17 protein-coding genes are annotated in these 20,482 nt (G+C 71.6%); 4 read left to right on the forward strand and 13 right to left on the reverse strand.

The genetic code is table 11. The features are described 5' to 3' along the window. Nucleotides 1-109: 109 nt before the first annotated feature. Nucleotides 110-304 (reverse strand): DUF3046 domain-containing protein, encoded by a 195-nt coding sequence (locus HJD23_RS10150; RefSeq protein ID WP_171112900.1) that lies wholly within the window; start codon nucleotides 302-304, stop codon nucleotides 110-112. Nucleotides 305-384: 80 nt separating this feature from the next. Here HJD23_RS10150 and HJD23_RS10155 point away from each other — a divergent pair, with 80 nt between their 5' ends. Continuing rightward, complete coding sequence (locus HJD23_RS10155; RefSeq protein ID WP_171134009.1) at nucleotides 385-1,329, forward strand: hypothetical protein; 945 nt, start codon at nucleotides 385-387, stop codon at nucleotides 1,327-1,329. 9 nt (nucleotides 1,330-1,338) lie between these two features. Here HJD23_RS10155 and HJD23_RS10160 read toward each other — a convergent pair whose 3' ends face one another. The 3 genes from HJD23_RS10160 to HJD23_RS10170 are packed head-to-tail and all read right to left on the reverse strand — an operon-like array spanning nucleotide 1,339 to nucleotide 3,226. Beyond that, complete coding sequence (locus HJD23_RS10160; RefSeq protein ID WP_171112896.1) at nucleotides 1,339-1,647, reverse strand: AzlD domain-containing protein; 309 nt, start codon at nucleotides 1,645-1,647, stop codon at nucleotides 1,339-1,341. Beyond that, on the reverse strand, nucleotides 1,644-2,366 hold the full coding sequence (locus tag HJD23_RS10165; protein ID WP_171112894.1) for an AzlC family ABC transporter permease: 723 nt from the start codon (nucleotides 2,364-2,366) through the stop codon (nucleotides 1,644-1,646). Before HJD23_RS10165 ends, HJD23_RS10160 begins: the two co-directional genes overlap by 4 nt. Further along, the gene (locus HJD23_RS10170) at nucleotides 2,273-3,226 is read right to left on the reverse strand and encodes an AraC family transcriptional regulator (protein WP_171112892.1); all 954 of its coding nucleotides are present in this window, start codon (nucleotides 3,224-3,226) and stop codon (nucleotides 2,273-2,275) included. The genes HJD23_RS10165 and HJD23_RS10170 overlap by 94 nt, the downstream gene beginning before the upstream one ends. A gap of 359 nt (nucleotides 3,227-3,585) precedes the next feature. Between HJD23_RS10170 and HJD23_RS10175 the strand changes: the two genes are divergently transcribed. The 3 genes from HJD23_RS10175 (at nucleotide 3,586) to HJD23_RS10185 (ending at nucleotide 10,476) form a co-directional block, all read left to right on the forward strand. Then, nucleotides 3,586-8,583: an ATP-dependent helicase gene (locus HJD23_RS10175; protein WP_171112890.1), complete on the forward strand. Its 4,998-nt coding sequence runs from the start codon at nucleotides 3,586-3,588 to the stop codon at nucleotides 8,581-8,583. Nucleotides 8,584-8,812: 229 nt separating this feature from the next. Next, entirely contained in the window at nucleotides 8,813-9,679 is an 867-nt protein-coding gene (locus tag HJD23_RS10180) for an Fpg/Nei family DNA glycosylase (RefSeq protein ID WP_171112888.1), read from the forward strand. Nucleotides 9,680-9,711: 32 nt separating this feature from the next. Next, the gene (locus HJD23_RS10185; RefSeq protein ID WP_171112886.1) at nucleotides 9,712-10,476 is read left to right on the forward strand and encodes an SDR family NAD(P)-dependent oxidoreductase; all 765 of its coding nucleotides are present in this window, start codon (nucleotides 9,712-9,714) and stop codon (nucleotides 10,474-10,476) included. Here HJD23_RS10185 and HJD23_RS43685 read toward each other — a convergent pair. The 9 genes from HJD23_RS43685 to HJD23_RS10225 form a co-directional block, all read right to left on the reverse strand. After that, the gene (locus HJD23_RS43685; RefSeq protein WP_232107794.1) at nucleotides 10,424-10,696 is read right to left on the reverse strand and encodes a hypothetical protein; all 273 of its coding nucleotides are present in this window, start codon (nucleotides 10,694-10,696) and stop codon (nucleotides 10,424-10,426) included. The genes HJD23_RS10185 and HJD23_RS43685 overlap by 53 nt on opposite strands. Before the next feature lie 591 nt (nucleotides 10,697-11,287). Beyond that, the gene (locus tag HJD23_RS10190; RefSeq protein WP_171112883.1) at nucleotides 11,288-11,758 is read right to left on the reverse strand and encodes a DNA starvation/stationary phase protection protein; all 471 of its coding nucleotides are present in this window, start codon (nucleotides 11,756-11,758) and stop codon (nucleotides 11,288-11,290) included. 253 nt (nucleotides 11,759-12,011) lie between these two features. Next, entirely contained in the window at nucleotides 12,012-12,392 is a 381-nt protein-coding gene (locus tag HJD23_RS10195; protein WP_141315452.1) for a helix-turn-helix transcriptional regulator, read from the reverse strand. Between the two features lie 109 nt (nucleotides 12,393-12,501). Next, the gene (locus HJD23_RS10200; protein ID WP_171112882.1) at nucleotides 12,502-13,047 is read right to left on the reverse strand and encodes a CinA family protein; all 546 of its coding nucleotides are present in this window, start codon (nucleotides 13,045-13,047) and stop codon (nucleotides 12,502-12,504) included. Then, a complete protein-coding gene (gene pgsA / locus HJD23_RS10205) occupies nucleotides 13,044-13,949 on the reverse strand; it encodes a CDP-diacylglycerol--glycerol-3-phosphate 3-phosphatidyltransferase (protein ID WP_171112880.1) in 906 nt (301 codons plus the stop codon). The genes HJD23_RS10200 and pgsA overlap by 4 nt, the downstream gene beginning before the upstream one ends. Then, nucleotides 13,946-15,448, reverse strand: coding sequence for a 30S ribosomal protein S12 methylthiotransferase RimO (gene rimO, locus HJD23_RS10210; RefSeq protein WP_171112878.1), 1,503 nt, complete (start codon nucleotides 15,446-15,448; stop codon nucleotides 13,946-13,948). The genes pgsA and rimO overlap by 4 nt, the downstream gene beginning before the upstream one ends. 249 nt (nucleotides 15,449-15,697) lie before the next feature. Further along, nucleotides 15,698-16,537 carry a helix-turn-helix domain-containing protein gene (locus HJD23_RS10215; protein ID WP_171112876.1) on the reverse strand — a complete coding sequence of 280 codons (840 nt, stop codon included), beginning with the start codon at nucleotides 16,535-16,537 and terminating at the stop codon, nucleotides 15,698-15,700. A gap of 274 nt (nucleotides 16,538-16,811) precedes the next feature. After that, on the reverse strand, nucleotides 16,812-19,526 hold the full coding sequence (locus HJD23_RS10220; RefSeq protein ID WP_171112874.1) for a DNA translocase FtsK: 2,715 nt from the start codon (nucleotides 19,524-19,526) through the stop codon (nucleotides 16,812-16,814). Between the two features lie 186 nt (nucleotides 19,527-19,712). Further along, the gene (locus HJD23_RS10225; RefSeq protein ID WP_171112873.1) at nucleotides 19,713-20,390 is read right to left on the reverse strand and encodes a response regulator; all 678 of its coding nucleotides are present in this window, start codon (nucleotides 20,388-20,390) and stop codon (nucleotides 19,713-19,715) included. Between the last annotated feature and the right edge of the window lie 92 nt (nucleotides 20,391-20,482).

A 20,482-nucleotide genomic window follows, 5' to 3' on the forward strand; every position in this document is an offset into this window, starting at 1 on the left:
TGCCGGAGGGGGTTGAGTGCGGGGCTGCCTGCCCGGTCTCGTCTGCCACGGTGCAAGTCTCACCCACGGCACCGACAATCGGGTGACGTCCTGCGATCTTCGTGGCAGCTCAGCGCTTTTCCTGTGGCACGTTCATGACCGTACAGACCACACGCCACACGTCCTTGGCCTCCCAGCCGGCGTCGAGCGCCTGGTACACGGTGCGTTCGCCGAGCTCCGACATCACGTGATCGCGCGCGAAGGTGTCGGCGTATCCCGAACCGAAGTGCTCCGCCATCCGCTCCCAGAAGACCGTCAACCTCATGACACCAGTATCCCGCCCCTGAGAGTGGGCCCGAGCCGGGAGCGCATGCCGAGACCGCTTTCCGTCCTACGGTCTGAGCCATGGCCGAAACAGGAGCTTCACCACTCCCCCCGACGCCCCCGGCGCACTCCCCACTGTTCCGCGCCGAGCAGTTCGTCTGGCTCACCGCGCGCGTGCTGGAGCAGCGCCTCTTCGCGTACCACTTCCTCCACGGCAACGCCGACCCGGTGGAGACGGCACTGGACGCCTATCGCAACCAGGACGGCGGATACGGCCACGCCCTGGAGCCCGATCTGCGCGGTCCGGTCAGCCAGCCGCTGCACACCGCGCACGCCCTGCGCGTCCTGGACTCCATCGGGCGCTGCGGCGGCCAGCGCGTGGAGCGCATGTGCCGCTATCTGACGTCCGTCTCCACGCCGGACGGCGCGCTGCCGGCGGTCCATCCCAGCCAACGCGGTTATCCGACCGCGCCCTTTGTACCGATCGTCGACGACCCGCCCAGCGAACTCCTCGCCACCGGTCCGGTGGTGGGCGTCCTGCACCGCAACGAGGTCTGGCACGCCTGGCTGTTCCGGGCCACGGACTTCTGCTGGCAGGCGGTGGAGTCCCTGGAGAAGTCCCATCCCTACGAGATCCAGGCGGCCGTGGCCTTCCTGGACTCGGCACCCGACCGCCCGCGCGCGGAGGCGGCCGCCGACCGCCTGGGCCGCCTGGTCCGAGAACACCGCCTCGCCGCCCTCGACCCCGACCGCCTGGACGCCTACCCCGTGGCCTCCGGTTACGCTCCCGGCGAGCACCACTTCCCGCACGACTACGCCCGGACGCCGCACTCCCTCGCGCGCGCGTGGTTCACCGACGACGAGATGACACGCTCCCTGGACTTCCTGGCGAGCGAGCAACAGGAGGACGGCGGCTGGCCGATCCGCTGGCGCCAGTGGGCGCCGGCCCCCGCCCTTGAGGCACGCCCCCTGGTGACGATCGAGGCCCTGCGCACCCTCAGGTCCCACGGCCGCCCCATCGGCTGAGCCCGCACCTCACCCGGCCATCGCCCGCACCCCCGCCGTCACCACCACGGCCGCCGCGACGACCAGCAGAAAGGGAGCACGCAGAAACAGCGCCACGGCGGCCGCGGCCACCCCGGCGGCCCGCGCGTCCAGCACCAGCGCCCGCCCGTCGGCGAACGTCTGCTGGGCCGTGAGGGCGGCGAGCAGTGCTACAGGCAGCAGCGCGGCCAGCCGCTTGACGAGGGGCCGCTCCAGCACACCAGCGGGCACCAGCAGTCCGGCGAGCTTGACGGCGTAGCAGCCGACAGCGGTGACACCGATCGCGATCCAAACGTTCAACGATCCTCCTCCCGTCCCTCGCGACGCCCGCGCGCCCACAGCACGACCGGCGCCGCGAGGGCGGCCACCAGTACCGGCAGACCGGCAGGCAACACCGGCAACAATCCCAGCCCCAGAATCACCGCGAGCCCGGCGACAGCCCGCTCGGTCGCACTCCGCAGCATCGGCGCCAGCAACGCCAGAAAGACCGCCGGTCCGGCCGCATCAAGCCCCCAAGCAGCCGTATCGCCGATGGCCTCCGCCCCCAGCGCCCCGAGCAGCGTGGTCAGATTCCACAGCACGTACAGACTGAGCCCGGTCACCACGAACCCGATCCGGGCACTGCGCCGCGTGGGCTGCGCCAACGCGACCGCGGCCGTCTCGTCGATCACCCACTGCGCGGCGAACGGACGCACCGCGCGCGGGAGGGCAAGCAACTGCGACAGCCGCAGCCCGTAGAAGGCGTTGCGCACGCCGAGGAACAGGGCACCCGCGGCCGCCGTGAAAGGATTCCCGCCCGCGGCGAGCGCACCCACCAGCGCGAACTGGGACGCCCCGGTGAACACCAACAAACTGAGCGCACACGTCTGCCACAAGCCGAGCCCACTGCCCGCCGAGGTCACCCCGAAGGCGAACCCCGACAGTCCTACGGCGACTCCGACGCCGAGGGCATCCCGTACGACGGCGGCATCCGGCCTTCCATCGGCCCGTATGTCTGCGAGAGCTGTCTGTTCTGCCACGCGTCGGACGGTAGGCGCAGCCGTCGGGCCACGTCTTGTACGTTCTTGCGCTCCCGCTGGTACGCCCCCGGCGGCACCCCCACGATCCGGCTGAAATGCCGGTTCAGATGCGGCTGGTCGGTGAACCCCACCAGCGTGGCGGCCTCCGCGGGCGCCGTCCCCGCATCGAGCAGCCGCCGCGCCCGCCGCACCCGGGCATCGGTCAGCCAGGCATGGGGCGGCATCCCATACGACTCCCGAAAAGCACGCAGCAACGCAAACGGGCTGGTCCCCAGCTCCCCCGCGAGCCTCTCCAGACTCGGCGGCTCGGCCATCCGCGCCTCCAGCACCTCGCGCGCCCGTGCGGCAACCCGAGCCCCCGCCGTCCGCACCTCACGCCGCGGCAGCGCCCCACCGTTCAACCGCAGCAACCGCGTCACGGCGACGCGCAGCAACGTGTCAGCGGCCAGGGCGTTCCCTTCATCCGCAGCACGCAGCACGCGATGCACCAATCCAACGGCGTACGGATCTTCGAAAACGGGCTGCACAAACCCGGGCGTCCCACGAATGACCGTCGTCTCGGCAGCGATCTCCGCCACCACATCCGGCGAGGGATAAACGGCCCCATACCGCCACCCCTCCGGCACCCCGGCCCGCCCGGTATGCGGAGTATCGGGATTGACCAGCGCCAAGGCCCCGGCCCCCGCATACTGATCGCCCCCGCCGTGATGGAAAACCTCAACCCCGTCTGCGATGGCAGCGATCACAAAGTTCTCGTGCGTGTGCCGCACAAACGTCTTCCGCACATACCGGGCCCGCAGCAGATCCACACCGGGCAGCTCTGCGTACTGCCAATGCCGCGCGCGCTCACCCGACCCCATGACCTCATTCTCCGCGATCGCCGAAGGGATGGGGCGGACGGCCCCACGGCGGGGCAGCCGCCCACGGCGGGAAGGGGCCGTGTCGGGGGGTGTCCGCCCGCAGCGGTTGGCGCGTCAACACGGGTGAGTTGGTAAGAGACCGAGTCGCGCCGTTCCGAGGACGGACACCCCCCGGCGCGGCCCCGACCACACCCCGCACCGTAGGCGCTACAGCAACCAGGCACCCGCCCGCACAGGCCGCCGCAGGCACCCGCACCACCCACCGCAGCCCCAACCCAGCACCCCAGCGCCCCAGCACCCCAGCACACCCGAACCCGCAGGTCAGCCCCATTGTCAGTGCCGAGGTGCAGGATGGACCCATGGCGAGCTCCACACACCGAGCCCTGGACGGCTTCTCCCCCGCGACCCGCGGCTGGTTCACGGGGGCCTTCTCCGCGCCCACCGCAGCCCAGGCGGGCGCGTGGCAGGCCATCCGCGAGGGCTCGGACGTCCTGGTCGTCGCCCCCACCGGCTCGGGCAAGACCCTGGCCGCCTTCCTCGCCGCCCTCGACCAGCTCACCTCCACCCCCCACCCCGCCGACCCCAAGAAGCGCTGCCGAGTCCTCTACGTCTCGCCCCTCAAGGCCCTCGCCGTAGACGTGGAACGCAACCTCCGCAGCCCCCTCACCGGCATCCGGCACGAGTCCGTCCGCCTGGGCCTGCCCGAGCCGGACGTCAAGGTGGGCATCCGCTCCGGCGACACCCCGGCCACAGAGCGCCGGGCCCTGTCCACCCGCCCCCCGGACATCCTGATCACCACCCCCGAGTCCCTGTTCCTGATGCTCACGTCGGCCACCCGCGAGGCCCTGACCGGCGTGGAGACCGTCATCCTCGACGAGGTGCACGCCGTCGCCGGCACCAAGCGCGGCGCCCACCTGGCCCTCTCCCTCGAACGCCTGGACGAACTCCTGCCGAAGCCGGCCCGCCGCATCGGCCTCTCCGCGACCGTCCGCCCGGTCGACGAGGTCGCCCGCTTCCTCTCCCCCCGCCGCAAGGTGGAGATCGTCCAGCCGAAGTCCGGCAAGGAGTTCGACCTCTCGGTCGTGGTCCCGGTCGAGGACATGGGCGAACTGGGCGGCTCCCCGGCCACCGACGGCGGCCCCGAGGGCGGGGACCGCCCGTCCATCTGGCCGCACGTGGAGGAGCGCATCGCCGACCTCGTCCAGTCCCACCGCTCCACCATCGTCTTCGCCAACTCCCGCCGCCTCGCGGAGCGCCTCTGCAACCGCCTCAACGAGATCGCGTACGAACAAGCGACCGGCGAGACCCTGGACGAACACCACGCCCCGGCCGAACTGATGGGCGGCTCCGGCGCCGCCCAGGGCGCCCCGCCCGTCATCGCCCGCGCCCACCACGGCTCGGTCTCAAAGGAGCAGCGCGCCCTCGTCGAAGAAGATCTCAAAGCCGGCCGCCTCCCCGCGGTGGTCGCCACCTCCAGCCTCGAACTCGGCATCGACATGGGAGCGGTCGACCTCGTCGTCCAGGTCGAATCCCCGCCCTCCGTCGCCTCCGGCCTCCAGCGCGTCGGCCGCGCGGGCCACCAGGTCGGCGCTGTCTCCACCGGCGTCGTCTTCCCGAAGTACCGTGGCGACCTGGTCCAGGCAGCCGTGGTCACCGAGCGGATGCGCACGGGCGCGATCGAGTCCCTGAAAGTCCCCGCCAACCCCCTCGACGTTCTGGCCCAGCAGCTCGTCGCGATGACGGCGATGGACACGTGGCAGGTCGACGACCTGCTCGCCATGGTCCGCCGCGCCGCCCCCTTCGCCTCGCTCCCCGAGTCGGCGTTCACCGCGGTCCTCGACATGCTCGCCGGACGCTATCCGTCGGACGCGTTCGCGGAGCTGCGCCCGCGCGTGGTGTGGGACCGCGTCACGGGCACGGTCACCGGCCGCCCCGGCGCGCAGCGCCTCGCCGTCACCTCCGGCGGCACGATCCCCGACCGCGGCCTCTTCGGCGTCTTCCTGGCCGGCGCCGACCCCAAGAAGGGCGGCGGCCGGGTCGGCGAGCTGGACGAGGAGATGGTCTACGAGTCCCGCGTCGGGGACGTCTTCACACTCGGCACCAGTTCCTGGCGCATCGAGGACATCACCCGTGACCGGGTCCTGGTCTCCCCCGCTCCGGGCGTCCCGGGCCGCCTCCCCTTCTGGAAGGGCGACCAGCTCGGCCGCCCGCTCGAACTGGGGCGCGCGGTGGGCGCGTTCCTGCGCGAGGTCGGCTCCCTCGGCAAGGAGGACGCCCGCCTCCGCCTGCTCGCCGCGGGCCTCGACGCCTGGGCCGCCGACAACGTGCTGTCCTACCTCGACGAACAACGCGAGGCCTGCGGCCACATCCCCGACGACCGCACCATCGTCGTCGAACGCTTCCGCGACGAACTCGGCGACTGGCGCGTCGTCGTCCACTCCCCCTTCGGCGCCCAGGTGCACGCCCCGTGGGCACTCTCGCTCGGCGCCCGCCTCTCCGAGCGGTACGGCATGGACGCCCAGGTCATGCACGCCGACGACGGCATCGTGCTGCGCCTGCCCGACGCCGACCTCCTGGGCCTGGACCTGCTGGACCAGGAGCCGATGAAGCTGGGCACGGAGTACGACGCCGAGCAGGCTCCCATCGGCGCCGCGGACGTCGTCTTCGACAAGGGCGAGGTCGACCAGATCGTCACCGACCAGGTCGGCGGCTCCGCCCTGTTCGCGTCCCGCTTCCGCGAATGCGCCGCCCGCGCGCTATTGCTGCCCCGCCGCAACCCGGGCAAGCGCACCCCCCTGTGGCAGCAGCGCCAGCGCGCCTCCCAACTACTCCAAGTCGCTGGCGAGTTCGGCTCGTTCCCGATCGTCCTGGAGGCGGTCCGCGAATGCCTCCAGGACGTCTTCGACGTCCCCGGCCTCGTCGAGCTGATGGGAGACCTGGAGTCCCGCAAGGTCCGCCTGGTCGAGGTCACCACCCCCGAGCCGTCCCCCTTCGCACGCTCCCTTCTCTTCGGGTACGTAGCCCAGTTCCTGTACGAGGGGGACTCGCCGCTCGCCGAGCGCCGCGCCGCCGCCCTGTCGCTGGACTCGCGCCTGCTCGCCGAATTGCTCGGCCAGGCGGAGCTGCGCGAGCTGCTCGACGCGGAGGTGCTCACCGAGCTGGAGCGGGAGCTCCAGTGGCTCACCGAGGACCGCCGCGTCAAGGACGCCGAGGGCGTCGCCGACCTGCTGCGGCTCCTCGGCCCGCTCACGGGCGCCGAGTTGGCCGAGCGAGGCGCCGAGCCGCAGTGGGCGCAGGAGCTGGCCGGCCACCGGCGTGCGATCAAGGTCCGTATCGCCGGCGCCGACCACTGGGCGGCGATCGAGGACGCGGGCCGCTTGCGCGACGCGCTGGGCACGGCCCTGCCGGTCGGCGTCCCGGAAGCCTTCATGGAACCGGTGAAGGACCCGCTGGGCGACCTCCTCGCGCGCTACGCCCGTACCCACGGCCCCTTCACCTCAGCCACGGCCGCCGCCCGCTTCGGCCTGGGCGTGGCGGTCACCGAGGGCGCCCTGCAGCGGCTCGCGGCGTCGGGGAGGGTCGTACAGGGCGAGTTCCATCCGGCAGGCATCGGCCAGGAGTGGTGCGACGCGGCGGTCCTGCGCCGGCTGCGCCGACGTTCCCTGGCCGCCCTGCGGCACGAGCTGGAGCCGGTTCCGCCGGCCGCGCTGGCCCAGTTCCTCCCGCAGTGGCAGCACATCGGCCGGGGCCACGCGCTGCGCGGCATCGACGGACTGGTGCGCGCCATCGAGCAGTTGCAGGGCGCCTCCGTGCCTGCCTCCGCCCTGGAGAAGCTCGTCCTGCCGTCCCGCGTCACCAACTACACCCCGGCGATGCTCGACGAGCTGACGGCCGCCGGCGAGGTGGTGTGGGCCGGAGCGGGCGCACTCCCCGGCAAGGACGGCTGGGTGTCCCTGTACATGGCGGACGCGGCGCCCCTGCTGCTGCCGCCCCCGCACCCCCTGGAACTGACGGCCCTCCACGAGTCCGTCCTGGACGTCCTCTCCGGGGGCTACGGACTGTTCTTCCGCCAGATCGCCGACCAGGTCCGCGCCACCACGCACGCCGAGGTCACCGACCCCCAACTGGCCGACGCCATCTGGGACCTGGCCTGGTCCGGCCGGCTGACCAACGACACCCTCGCCCCGCTGCGCTCCCTGCTCGGCTCGGGCCGCACCGCAGGCTCGACAGCCCACCGCGCCAAGCGAACGATCCCGCGCGGCCGCTACGGCTCGCTGACCGCCGCCGCCCGCACGGCGTCCCGCAGCGGCCCGCCCACCGTCGCCGGCCGCTGGTCCCTGCTCCCGGCCCACGAACCCGACCCCACCGTCCGCGCCCACGCCCTGGCCCGCACCCTCCTCGACCGACACGGCGTGGTGACCCGGGGAGCGGTCGCCGCGGAAGGCGTCGAGGGCGGGTTCTCGGCGACGTACCGCATCCTGTCCGCCTTCGAGGAGAGCGGACAGGCCCGGCGCGGCTACGTGGTGGAGGGCCTCGGCGCCGCTCAGTTCGCGATGGACGGCGCCGTCGACCGCCTCCGAGCCGTGGCCAACGCCCGCGACCGCGGCGACGGCCTGCCGGACCCGACCTTCGGATTCGGCGCCAACGCTCCCGCCGGAAACGGCACCTTCGGCAACGGCACCGGCTCTCCCACCGAAAGCGACACCTTCGGAGACAGCACCACAGCCGCACCCGACGGCTACTTCACCCCCGCCGACGCCCTCGGCCCCTTCGACGACCACGCCTACCAAGACGACGAGGCGTACAACGACCCCGACGGCGACGCCGCGCTCGCCCACCCCGCACCGGGCGAGTACGTGTCCCCGAAGGACTACGCACCCACCCCCCAGACACCCACCTGGCAGAACGGCGGCCGCACCCCGTACGACACCGGCGCACCCGCCCGCCGCAACCGCGCCACCCCCGCCTCCCGTGCCGTCGTCCTCGCCGCAGCCGACCCGGCCAACGCGTACGGCGCCGCCCTGCCCTGGCCCGAACCCCCGACCGGCGCCGGCCACAAGCCGGGCCGCAAGGCGGGCTCCCTGGTCGTCCTGGTCGACGGCGAACCGACCCTCTACATGGAACGCGGCGGCAAAACCCTGCTGGCCTGGCCCGCCACCCCGGACGCCACCCCCACCGACGACCCACGCCTGGGCGTCGCCGCCGAAGCGCTCGCCACAGCCGCCCGCGCAGGCTCCCTGGGCACGGTCACCGTGGAACGCATCAACGGCACCCCCGCCCTGACGTCTCCCATAGGCACCCTGCTGGAGACGGCAGGCTTCATCGCCACGCCCAGAGGCCTGCGCCTACGGGCGTAGGCCCACAACCCACGACCGGAGCGCCCCAAGAGACCCCAGCCCCCCGTCCGCCCGGGACCCCAGAGACCCCAGCCATTGCCCCGCCCGAGACCCCAGAGACCCCTGCCCCTGCCCCGTCCGAGACCCCAGGGACCCCTGCTTCGCCCCTGACCCCGCCCACCCGAGACCCCAGAAACCGCCCAGAAGCCACCCCAGAGAATCCGCCCCCAGAACATGCCACCCTGAACCCATGCCCGAAGGAGACACGGTCTGGCAATCCGCGAGGCGCCTGCACACCGCCCTCGCCGGCAAGGTCCTGACCCGCTCCGACCTCCGCGTCCCGAAGTACGCGACGGCCGACCTCACCGGCCGCACCATCCTCGACGTCACCCCGCGCGGCAAGCACATCCTCACCCGCATCGAAGGCGGCCTGACCCTCCACTCGCACCTCAAGATGGACGGCTCCTGGAAGGTGTACGCGACCGGCGCACGCTGGACCGGCGGCCCCGCGCACCAGATCCGCGTCATCCTCGGCAACCCCGACCACACCGCGGTCGGCTACCGCCTCCCCGTACTCGACCTCCTCCGCACCACCGACGAGGACCGAGTCGTCGGCCACCTCGGCCCCGACCTCCTGGGCCCGGACTGGGACCCCGACCAGGCCCTGGCCAACCTGCTCGGCGACCCCGCCCGCCCCCTCGGCGAGGCTCTCCTGGACCAGCGCAATCTCGCCGGTATCGGCAACGTCTACAAAAGCGAACTCTGCTTCCTGCTCGGCGCCACGCCCTGGCTCCCGATCGGCGCCCTCCCCGCCGACCGCGCGGCCAAGCTCCCGGCCCTGGCGAAGAAGCTCCTGGAGGCCAACCGCGACCGCCCGGTCCGCAGTACGACGGGCCGCCGCGGCCAGGACCTGTTCGTGTACGGCCGCGCACCCCGCCCCTGCCTGCGCTGCCACACCTCGATTCGCGTCGCCGACCAGGGCGACGGCTCCCGCGAGCGCCCCACCTACTGGTGCCCGCACTGCCAGACCGGCCCGTCCCCGACGCCCGGCACCCCACGCACCGGCGGAACCCCCAGCCGTACACCCCGGCGCAACCCAACCCCGCCAACCAATTGACGACCCGTCAGAAACCACCGTACGGTCCCCACATGGCCGTACAGGCATACGACCTCACCGGACGCACCGCCTTCGTCACCGGCGCCGCCAACGGCATCGGCCGCGCCTCGGCGATCCTGCTCGCCCAGGCAGGCGCCACCGTGCACTGCGCGGACCGCGACGCCCACGGCCTGCACGAGACGGCCACGCTCATCAAAAGTCAGGGCGGCACCGCCCGCACCCACCACCTCGACGTCACCGACCATGCCCAGGTCAGGGAAGCCGTCGAGTCCTGCGAACACCTGGACGTGCTGGCCGCGATCGCCGGCATCATGCACAGCAGCCCGGTCCTGGACACCCGCGACGAGGACCTCGACCGCGTACTGAGCGTCAACTTCAAGGGCGTCCTCTACGCCTGCCAGGAGGCCGCCCGCCTGATGCTCGCCCACGACGTGAAGGGCAGCATCATCACCATGGCGTCCGGCGCCGTCGACACCGGCGGCCCCGGCCTGCTGTGCTACGGCGCGGCCAAGGCGGCCGTCGTACAGCTGACGAAGACGCTGGCGACCGAGGTGGGCCGGTACGGCATCCGTGTGAACGCGGTCGCGCCGGGCTGGATCCGCACGCCCATGACCGACCGCCACGACAGTGCGGCCCAGGCGCACACGGAGGCGCTGATGGCGCGGATGTCCCCGCTGGGCCGCGTCGGCGAACCGGAGGACGTCGCCCACACCGTCCTGTACCTGGCCTCGGAGGCGTCGGCCTTCACGACGGGCCAGATCCTCCGTCCGAACGGGGGCGTGGCGATGCCGTGGTAGCGGTCCCCCAGGCCGCCCGCCACGCCGCCTTCCCGAGCGAGCCCGCCGCACGCCCCCTGGGCACACAGTGCACCGGCAACAGGCTCAGCCCCCACCCCCCGGCTGCGACCACCCCCTCCAGCGCCCCCGCATCAGGCGCCGTCGCCAGCCGCAGCACGGCCCACCACCACACCGCGCCGAGCCCCAGTACGGCCCCCCAGCGCACTATCCGCCCCGCCATGGCCGTCACCTCCAGCTCGACGCCAGAAAGCCCGTCCGCACGTCCGGGACGACGCTAGTCGCGGGCCCTCCCGCCACGGGAGGGCGCACCATCGGCACAGGGGCGCACACTCAACCGACACCGACGGAAACCGGGGTACGCGGGTCAACCGGCGGCAACCCCGCGCCCCGGACACCCCGGGCCGATCGAACCCAACCTCGCCACCCGAGCACCTCAGGTCCACCGAGGCCGACATCCCCACCCAAGCACCCAGGTCAACCGCCCGCACCCTCGTCACCCAGGCACCCATATCCACGGACGGCAACCTGACCGGGCAGACCCCAGCCCCCCGCGACCACGGGGGCGGCAGCCTGACCACCCAGACACCCAGTCGCCGGGGCCACCACCGGCACCCTCGCCCCGAAACACCAAGGCACCCGGACCCACCGACGTCACACTCGCCCCGAGACACCAGGCACCCGACCCCACCACCGGCACCCTCGCCCCCAAACACCAGTCGACCGGCCGCACCGCCCCACCGCCGCACCATCGCCCCAGACGGAACCTCCCCACCCAGAAACCCCAGGTGCCGCCCCAATCCGCCCCACCACCTCAGCCGTTCTCAGCCTGAAACATCCAGCGATGCTTCTCCAGATCCCCCGTGATCCCGATCAGAATGTCCTGCGAGACCGGATCCGCCGACGCAGTCGCCGCCACCCGGTCACGCATCCGCCGGATCACCGCCTCCAGCGCGTCCACGAGCGCCTCGACCGCCTCCGCGTCCCTGATCCAGCCGCCGGCCGTCGCCGCGATACCGCTGCCGACAGCCACCGTCGAGGCGCGCCCGTCGGGCGGGACGCCCAGCGCCGACGCCCGCTCGGCGACCGTGTCCGAGTGCCCGCGTGCGCTGGTCACGACCTCGTCGAGCTGAAGGTGCACGGTGCGGAAGCGGGGCCCGACCACGTTCCAGTGGATCTGCTTGGCCACCAGGGAGAGGTCGATCAGATCGACGAGGGCACCCTGCAACGCCTCGGCGACCGTCTTCAGATCGGCGTCGGACAGCGGGCTCTTCACGACGTACATCGCACCTCCGTTGGCTCGCCCGTCACGTCCCTCCACCATGACCGCGCCCCCCGGGACCGGCAAACGCATCCAAGACGGAACCGAAACGAGCCCGAACGGAGACCCTGGAAACGCGAAAACCCCGACCACACTCCCCCGGGACTCCCCGGAGAAGCCCCGGCCGGGGCCTCACACGTTTCCTCAGACGCTTGCTCGCACGTGACTCGGAACGCGACGCAGCACGTGCCTCACACGCGAGACCGCGAGACTCGGCTCACGCGGCGACCACATCCACCGCCTCGGAGGGCGCCTTGATGGTCACCCGTTCCGGTGGCACACCGGCCACCGACACGGAACCCAGCATCGGACGAACCGGCGTGGGCACAGGCTCACTGGGGGTGGCCGCTGCAGACTGGGCCAGCTCGGCGAGGGCGAGCTCGTCGCTCACTTCCCGCATGAGCTCGGACATCCGTACGTCCAGCGCGTCGCAGATGGCGGAGAGCAGCTCGGAGGAAGCCTCCTTCTGCCCCCGCTCCACCTCGGAGAGGTAGCCGAGTGAGACTCGGGCGGACGAGGAGACTTCGCGCAGAGTACGGCCCTGGCGCTGGCGCTGCCGACGCAGCACGTCACCCAGCAGGCGACGGAGCAGAATCATCGGTGGCTCCCTCCTCGGACCGCGTAGCCGCATCCTTCACGCCCCACCGTACCGCCTCGTGCTGCGGCCGTGCGGGGAGCGATGTCGTGTTCACTCAGGGCTGCAAACATCAAAACCCCCCGTTCCGTTCCGTATCCTGTGCCCGCTCATTCCCAGTCTGTTCGCTCGCAAGCTCTCTCAGAAGCAATGCGAGTACGCTCCGTACACTCTCCATACGAATTTCCGCCCGCTGGCCGTTCAACCTCAAGGCTTCCACTTTTCCGCCACCGGCAGAACCGGAAGCCGGTCCGAACGGCCCGTCCAGGGCCACGAAAACCGTTCCCACGGGCTGTCCGTCCTGAGGTTCCGGCCCGGCGACACCCGTCGTCGCGATGCCCCAATCAGCGCCCAGCGCCTTCCGCACGCCGGCCGCCATCTGGGCGGCGACCTGCGGATCCACCGCTCCCCGCTGCGCCAGCAGGGTGGCGTCGACGCCGAGCAGTTCGTGCTTGAGCTCGGTCGCGTACGCCGTCACGGACCCACGGAAGGCCTTGGACGCCCCGGGAACCGCGGTCAGCTCCGCCGCGACCAGGCCACCCGTCAGCGACTCGGCAACGGCGACGGTCTCGCCCCTCACCGTGAGTAGTCGCACCACCTCGGTGGCCGGGGAACTCACTCTTCCGTCTCCTCCAACGCGGCCTTGCGCTCGGCGATTCCCCGCCTGCGCAGCACAATGGCCTGTCTCACATAGTCGAGTCCGGTCGCCACGGTCAGCACGACCGCCGCGGCCATCACCCAGAACCGCAGGGTGGCCAGCCATCCGGTGAGCGCCAGCACGTACATCCCGACGGCCACGCCCTGGGTGAGGGTCTTCAGCTTTCCGCCACGGCTGGCGGGAATGACGCCGTAGCGAATGACCAGAAAACGCAGCAGTGTGATGCCGAGTTCCCGCCCGAGGATCACCCCGGTCACCCACCACGGCAGATCGCCCAGCGCCGACAGACAGATCAGCGCCGCACTCATGATCGCCTTGTCGGCGATGGGGTCGGCGATCTTCCCGAAGTCGGTGACGAGGTTGTACGTGCGCGCCAGATGCCCGTCGAACAGGTCAGTGATCATGGCGATGGCGAAGGCCGCCCAGGCGAGCGAACGCCACGCGGGGTCGTATCCGCCGTCGGCCAGCATCAGCGCGACGAAGCCGGGGACGAGGACCAGCCGGAGCATGGTCAGGAGGTTCGCGATGTTCCAGACGCTGGCCTGGTCCACCGCCGCGGCGGCGATCTTCCCGCCGCGCGCCGCTTTCGCCCCCATCTGCACGCCATCGGTGCCCGCCCCGGAGACACCCGCGCCAGTGGTGCCCGCCCCAGTAACACCCGTACCAGTGGCCCCCGCCCCAGTGACACCCGCGTCGGACCCGCCCACGCCCACGGCACCCGCGCCGTCGGACACACCCGTGCCCTGGGATGAACCCTTCTTCAGGGAAGCCCGCTTGGAGTTCGAGGAGGCCCCTTTCGAGGCCGCGGCGGCGCCGTTGGCCTGGGCGGAGCCACCCGCGGCGGACGCCGGTACTCCGGTCATCTGCCCGCCTCCTCGCTGCCGGCCCGGCCCTCGCCACCGGCGCTCACGAACGCGGCCAGCGGCTCGGCCAGCAGGTCGACGCCTTCCGTACCGAGCACCTTCGCCTCGACCATACGACCGACGCTGAGCGCCTCGCCGCCCGCGACGCCGGTGAGCAGCACCTGCCCGTCCGTCTCCGGCGCCTGGTGCGCCGCACGGCCGTGGGTACCCTCCTCGCCGCCCACCGATTCCACCAGCACGCGCACGGTTTCCCCGACGCGCTCATCGGCCCGCTGCGAGACGAGTTCCTCCGCGAGCTGCGAGATGTGGGCGAGCCGCTCGGCGACGACGTCCTCGTCGAGCTTGTTGTCGTACGTCGCCGCTTCCGTGCCCTCCTCGTCGGAGTAGCCGAAGACGCCGATCGCGTCCAGCCGCGCCCCGTTCAGGAACCGCTCCAGCTCGGCCAGGTCGGCCTCGGTCTCCCCGGGGAAGCCCACGATGAAGTTGGACCGCACGCCCGCCTCGGGTGCCTTGCTCCGGATGGTGTCGAGCAGCTCCAGGAACCGGTCGGTGTCACCGAAGCGCCGCATCGCGCGCAGCACGTCGGGCGCGGAGTGCTGGAAGGACAGGTCGAAGTAGGGCGCGACCTTCGGCGTCGAGGTCAGGACGTCGATCAGGCCGGGCCGCATCTCGGCGGGCTGGAGGTAGCTCACCCGCACCCGCTCGATGCCGTCGACCTCCGCCAGCTCCGGCAGCAGCGACTCCAGCAGTCGGATGTCGCCCAGGTCCTTGCCGTAGGAGGTGTTGTTCTCGGAGACCAGCATGATCTCCTTGACGCCCTGCTCGGCCAGCCACCGTGTCTCGTTCAGCACATCGCTCGGGCGGCGTGAGATGAAGGAGCCGCGGAACGACGGGATCGCGCAGAAGGAGCAGCGCCGGTCGCAGCCGGAGGCCAGCTTCACCGAGGCGACCGGGGCGCCGTCGAGGCGGCGGCGCAGGGGCGCACGGGGACCGGAGGCCGGGGCGACGCCCTCCGGCAGGTCCGTGGGCGCACCGTGGCCCGGCAGTGCCACATCGGACACCGACTGCCGCTCGGCGGGGCTGATCGGCAGCAGCTTGCGCCGGTCACGGGGGGTGTGCGCGGCGTGGATGCCGCCGCTCAGGATGGTCTGCAGCCGGTCGGAGATGTCCGCGTAGTCGTCGAAGCCGAGCACGCCGTCGGCCTCGGGGAGGGCCTCGGCGAGTTCCTTGCCGTACCGCTCGGCCATGCAGCCCACCGCCACGACGGCCTGGGTTCTCCCGTGCCCCTTGAGGTCATTGGCCTCCAGGAGGGCGTCGACGGAGTCCTTCTTGGCGGCGTCGACGAAGCCGCACGTGTTCACGACGGCGACGTCGGCGTCCCCGGCTTCATCGACGAGCTCCCAGCCGTCCGCCTCCAAGCGGCCTGCGAGCTCCTCCGAGTCCACCTCGTTACGGGCGCAGCCAAGGGTGACGAGTGCGACGGTACGGCGTTCAGGCATGGGCTCAAGAGTACTTCGTCCCACTGACACCCCACGTCGACGGGGCCAGAGCCTCCCCGGCGGACCATGCCATGGTCGCGGGGTTGCGGCTGCACGCTCCCCCACGCTCGAACCCGCTCGCGCGGGGGCACTCCCATCGCCCCCGCTCGGCCCGGATACAAGGCACCGTGACTTGGCGCCGGCCCGATCCGCCGGGGAGGCCCTGCGATCTTGGCGACCCCGCAGGCACCACGCCCCTCGAAAGGCCGCTTACCCGACCTGCGGATCGCCCTTCGTGTACGTCAGCCGCTCCACGGCACCGGGCTGGAAGTCGTCCTCGATCTTCTTGCCGTTGACGTACAGCTGGATGGCCCCCGCGTCACCCAGCACGAGGTTGATCTTGGAGCTGTCCTGGAAGGTCTTGGACTGGCCCTGCTTGAGGAGCCCGTCGAACAGGAGCCGGCCGTTGTGGTCCTTGGCGGAGATCCAGCTGCGGCCGTCGACGGCGCTGACCTGGACGGTGACCTTGTCGCGGGGCGCGGCCGCGATGGCGCTCTCGGTGGGGTCGGGCTTGGGGTCGGTGGGCTCGGGCGCGTCGGCGGACGGCGAGGCGGTCTTGCCGGCCGAGGGCTTGGCTCCCTCGGCGACCGCCGACTTCGAGCCGTCCTCGGAGCCGCCCCTGAACAGGGTGAAGCCGACGAAGCCGATCACGGCGACGATCGCGGCGACCATGGCCGCGGTCCAGTTGGGCCCCCGCCGCTCCGGACGAATGCGCTCGGCTTCGAACAGCGGCGCCGCCGGCGTCGGCGCCGGACGCCCGCCGCGCTCGGCGTCGTACTGCGCGAGGAGCGGGGCCGGATCCAGGTGGACGTACTTGGCCAGGGTCCTGATGTGCCCGCGCGCGTAGACGTCGCCGCCGCAGGGCGCGAAGTCGTCCGCCTCGATGGCGTGCACGATGGCGATGCGGACCCGGGTGGCGGTACTGACGTCATCGACGGTCAGCCCGGCGGCAATCCGCGCCTGCTGCAGGGAACGGCCGATGGAGGGGCGGGCTTCCTCGGAAACGTCTTCGAACGGACGCTCGTCTTCAGGGGAGTTGCCGATGGACACGGGGGCGCCTTTCGAGCGTGTAGCCACCTGTGCTGGAGGTTCAGTCTAGGGGGGGTGCAAAAGGGTGAGGCAACCCGGCGGAGGGACTTTGTACGCCATCGGAATGGTCGGACGTCCCGTCGCCGGGCGTGTTGCTTGACGAATGGTGAGGCGGGTGTTTGTCGCTTCGCTCAACTTGACGTTCGTGGCGGGGAAACGGTTGCTCAATGATCCCTTACGGGTGAGTCACGATCGAACAACCGCGCGCGGCGAGCCGACGATCGTACCCGCTTGCCTACCCTTCAGACTCCCCACGGATGACGGCGAGCACGCCATCCAGCTCATCGGGTTTCACCAGAACGTCGCGCGCCTTGGACCCTTCGCTCGGTCCGACGATGTTCCGCGACTCCATCAGGTCCATCAGCCGTCCGGCCTTGGCGAAGCCGACGCGCAACTTGCGCTGGAGCATGGAGGTCGACCCGAACTGCGTGGAGACGACCAGTTCGGCCGCCTGGCACAGCAGGTCCAGGTCGTCGCCGATGTCCTCGTCGATCTCCTTCTTCTGCTTGCTGCCGACGGTGACGTCGTCCCGGAAGACCGGCGCCATCTGGTCCTTGCAGTGCTGGACGACGGCCGCGATCTCCTCCTCGGTCACGAACGCGCCCTGCATACGCGTCGGTTTGTTCGCGCCCATCGGCAGGAACAGGCCGTCACCCTTGCCGATCAGTTTCTCGGCGCCGGGCTGGTCGAGGATCACCCGCGAGTCCGCCAGCGACGACGTGGCGAACGCCAGCCGCGAGGGCACGTTCGCCTTGATCAGACCGGTGACGACGTCCACCGACGGCCGCTGCGTGGCGAGCACCAGATGGATACCGGCCGCGCGTGCGAGCTGCGTGATGCGCACGATCGCGTCCTCGACGTCCCGCGGCGCCACCATCATCAGGTCGGCGAGCTCGTCGACGATCACCAGCAGATAGGGGTACGGCTGCAGCTCCCGCTCGCTGCCCTCGGGCGGCTTGACCTTGCCCTCGCGCACGGCACGGTTGAAGTCGTCGATGTGCCGGTAGCCGTACGCCGCCAGGTCGTCGTAGCGGAGGTCCATTTCCCGTACGACCCACTGGAGCGCCTCGGCGGCCCGCTTCGGGTTGGTGATGATCGGCGTGATCAGGTGCGGGACGCCCTCGTAGGCGGTCAGCTCGACGCGCTTGGGGTCGACCAGGATCATCCGGACGTCCTCCGGGGTCGCCCGCATCATGACCGAGGTGATCAGGCAGTTGATGCACGACGACTTACCGGAACCGGTGGCTCCGGCGACCAGCATGTGCGGCATCTTCGCCAGCGAGTGCATGACGTACCCGCCCTCGACGTCCTTGCCGAACGCCACCAGCATCGGGTCGTCGTCCTCGGCGGACTCGGCCAGCCGCAGCACGTCGCCGAGGTTGACCATCTCCCGGTCGGTGTTCGGGATCTCGATGCCGACCGCCGACTTGCCGGGGATGGGGCTGATGATGCGCACGTCGGGGCTGGCGACCGCGTACGCGATGTTCTTGGTGAGCGCGGTGATCCGCTCGACCTTCACGGCGGGCCCGAGCTCGACCTCATAGCGCGTCACCGTCGGCCCGCGCGTGAAGCCGGTGACCGCGGCGTCGACCTTGAACTCGGTGAAGACGTTCGTCAGCGAGGCCACCACGGCGTCGTTGGCGGCGCTGCGCGCCTTGCCGGGGCCCCCGCGCGTGAGGAGGTCGAGGGACGGCAGGGCGTAGGTGATGTCGCCGGACAGCTGGAGCTGCTCGGCGCGCGGCGGCAGGTCGCGCGGCTGTGCGGGCGGCGACTTGGTGAGGTCGGGGACCTCGGTCCCGAGCTTCTCCTGCTTGGCGCGCGCGGCCGGCACCGGCGTCGGAGTCGGGGTGGTCTCGGCGCGGTCGCCCACGCTGACGCCCTGGGTGAGGTCGGCGACGATCGGCGAGGGCGGCATGCCGTGCAGGACGGCGCCGTCGAGCGCGGCGGCGGCGGCCGCGGCGACGTCCACGGCGTCCTTCTGCCGCTCCCGCTCGGGCTGCGGCACGGACGAGCGCCTGGGGCGGCCGCGACGCCGGGACAGGGCCTCCTGTTCGGCGCTGTCGGGGTCGTAGTCCTGTGGGGCCTGCCCGCGCCTGCGGGGCCGTGCGGGCAGCGCCTCGCGCCACTGCTGGTCGTAGCGCTCGTCGTCGTCGGTGAGCTCGTCCTCGTACTCCTCGGAGTCGCGGACGAGGCCGAGCTTCGTGCCGAGCAGCCGCAGCCGCTGCGGGATGGCGTTGACGGGGGTGGCCGTGACGACCAGCAGCCCGAAGATCGTGAGCAGCACCAGCAGCGCTACGGCGAGCATCTCGCCGAGGGCATACGTCAGCGGGGTCGCCGCGCCCCAGCCGATGAGGCCGCCGGCGTCCCGGATGGCCTGCATGCCGGCGCTGCGGGCAGGCGAGCCGCAGGCGATGTGGACCTGGCCGAGCACACCGATGAGCAGCGCGGACAGGCCGATGAGGATCCGGCCGTTGGCCTCGGGCTGCTCGGGGTACCGGATGAAGCGCACGGCGATCACCGCGAGCAGGATCGGCACGAGCAGGTCCAGCCGGCCGAAGGCGCCGGTGACGAGTACCTCGACGAGGTCGCCGACGGGGCCGCGCAGGTTGGACCAGGTGCCCGCGGCGACGATCAGCGCGAGGGCGAGCAGCAGCAGCGCGACGCCGTCCTTGCGGTGGGCCGGGTCGAGGTTCTTGGCGCCCTGCCCTATGCCGCGGAAGACGGCGCCGACGGCGTGCGCCAGGCCGAGCCAGATCGCGCGGACGAGCCGGTAGATGCCCCCGGTCGGGCTCGGCGCCGGCTTGGGCGCGGCCTTCTTCGCCGGAGCCTTCTTGGCGGGCGCCTTCTTCGCGGGGGCCTTTTTCGCGGCGGCCTTCTTCGCCGGAGCCTTCGCGGAAGCGGCAGCCTTCTTGGCGGGCTGCTTCTTGGCTGCGGAGGGACGTGAGGCCATAGGTGTGAGGTTACCGGTGGAGACGACAGTGGACACGTGCGCCTACTGCTTCACCCGTTCGTGTCGCCGTGCGCGGACACGCAATTGACGCGGGCTCATGAGCGGGTGACGTGTGCAAGCCCGCCGACACGTCGGCTTCGTGAACGCGTCGGGAACTCCGGGCGGGCAACTCGGCGCGGCTCGCCGTCAGTTCTGCGACGGCACCGAGGGCGTCCCGCCGGTGCCCGGCTCCAGCGCGTCCAGTGCCCGCCGCAACCCCGTGAGCTTGCGCTCCAGATGAGCCGCCGTGGCCACCGCGGCCGCGTCCGCGGAATCGTCGTCGAGCTGCTTGGAGAGCGCCTCGGCCTGTTCCTCGACGGCCGCGAGGCGCGCCGACAGCTCGGCGAGCAGCCCGGCGGACTCCTTGCCGCCGACCGCGCCCTTCCCGCCGCCCTCCAACTGGAGCCGCAGCAACGCCGCCTGCTCGCGCAGCTGGCAGTTCTTCATGTACAGCTCGACGAACACGGAGACCTTCGCGCGCAGCACCCACGGGTCGAACGGCTTGGAGATGTAGTCCACCGCTCCGGCCGCGTAGCCCCGGAAGGTGTGGTGCGGGCCGTGGTTGATCGCGGTGAGGAAGATGATCGGGATGTCCCGGGTCCGCTCGCGCCGCTTGATGTGCGCGGCGGTTTCGAAACCGTCCATTCCTGGCATCTGGACGTCCAGCAGAATGACCGCGAAATCGTCCGTGAGCAGTGCTTTGAGCGCTTCCTCCCCGGACGATGCCCGCACCAGCGTCTGATCGAGCGCAGAGAGGATCGCCTCCAGCGCCAGCAGATTCTCCGGCCGGTCATCGACCAGGAGGATCTTGGCCTTCTGCACCATGGCCCGCCCTCCTCGCCCCGGCAGTACACCGGGCGCCGCCCCGTGGGACGACTCCGTTGCGCCGCCCATCCTCGTGCCGGTCATCGTAGCCG

It is taken from the genome of Streptomyces sp. Z423-1 (genome assembly GCF_013009255.1).
In the GTDB taxonomy this organism is placed as follows: Bacteria; Actinomycetota; Actinomycetes; order Streptomycetales; family Streptomycetaceae; genus Streptomyces; species Streptomyces gossypiisoli.